We start from the raw sequence: 621 nt of genomic DNA, 5'->3' as shown, positions 1-621 counted from the left end.
GTTGGATAGCCAAGCTGGCGAATGGTCAACCCAACGCGCTTGCCCAACTTGATGTAGAGCTGTACGGCTCGCAGCCGATCCTCGTATGAAAACATGAACTACCTCCAGGTAGTCCAAGAAATCGTCCGCACCCCCACCCTGCCGATTGAACTTTGACCCAGGGCTTGGGGCCGGCATCGTGTGATGCCGGCTGTGAACAACTGTAGCGGTGAGCTCGTTAGCCCGCCTCGTCGCCCTTGTTGCGTCGCTCCTGCTCCCTTGCCTTGATGCGCTTGCGCGTGGCCGCCGTGGCCTGCGTGACGCGGTAGCTCTCGTTGCCGGTCTCCACGATGTGGCAGTGGTGCGTGAGCCGGTCCAAGAGCGCCGTGGTCATCTTGGCGTCGCCGAACACGGTGCTCCATTCGGCGAAGTCCAGGTTGGTCGTGATGACGACGCTGGTGTGCTCGTAGAGCTTGGACATCAGATGGAACAGCAAGGCGCCGCCGCTCTGAGGTTGCCCCTGAATTTCGGAGCGCTTAGCCCGGGTTTCATGCGGCGTTCTTGCGCTGAGCCGCCAGCCAGCGTTGCTCGTATTGCATGGGGCTGAGATAGCCCAGCGCCGAATGCAGACGAGAGTGATTG

Annotated in this window: 1 pseudogene; it reads right to left on the bottom strand. The window is 61.2% G+C overall.

The features are described from left to right. Positions 1 to 217 precede the first annotated feature (217 nt). A pseudogene (locus ABG80_RS19455) lies at positions 218 to 490 on the bottom strand (ATP-binding protein); the annotation flags it as partial. Between the last annotated feature and the right edge of the window lie 131 nt (positions 491 to 621).

It is taken from the genome of Aquabacterium parvum, assembly GCF_001447195.1.
Taxonomy (GTDB): Bacteria; Pseudomonadota; Gammaproteobacteria; order Burkholderiales; family Burkholderiaceae_C; genus Aquabacterium; species Aquabacterium parvum.
This window is presented reverse-complemented; position numbering and strand designations above follow the sequence as displayed.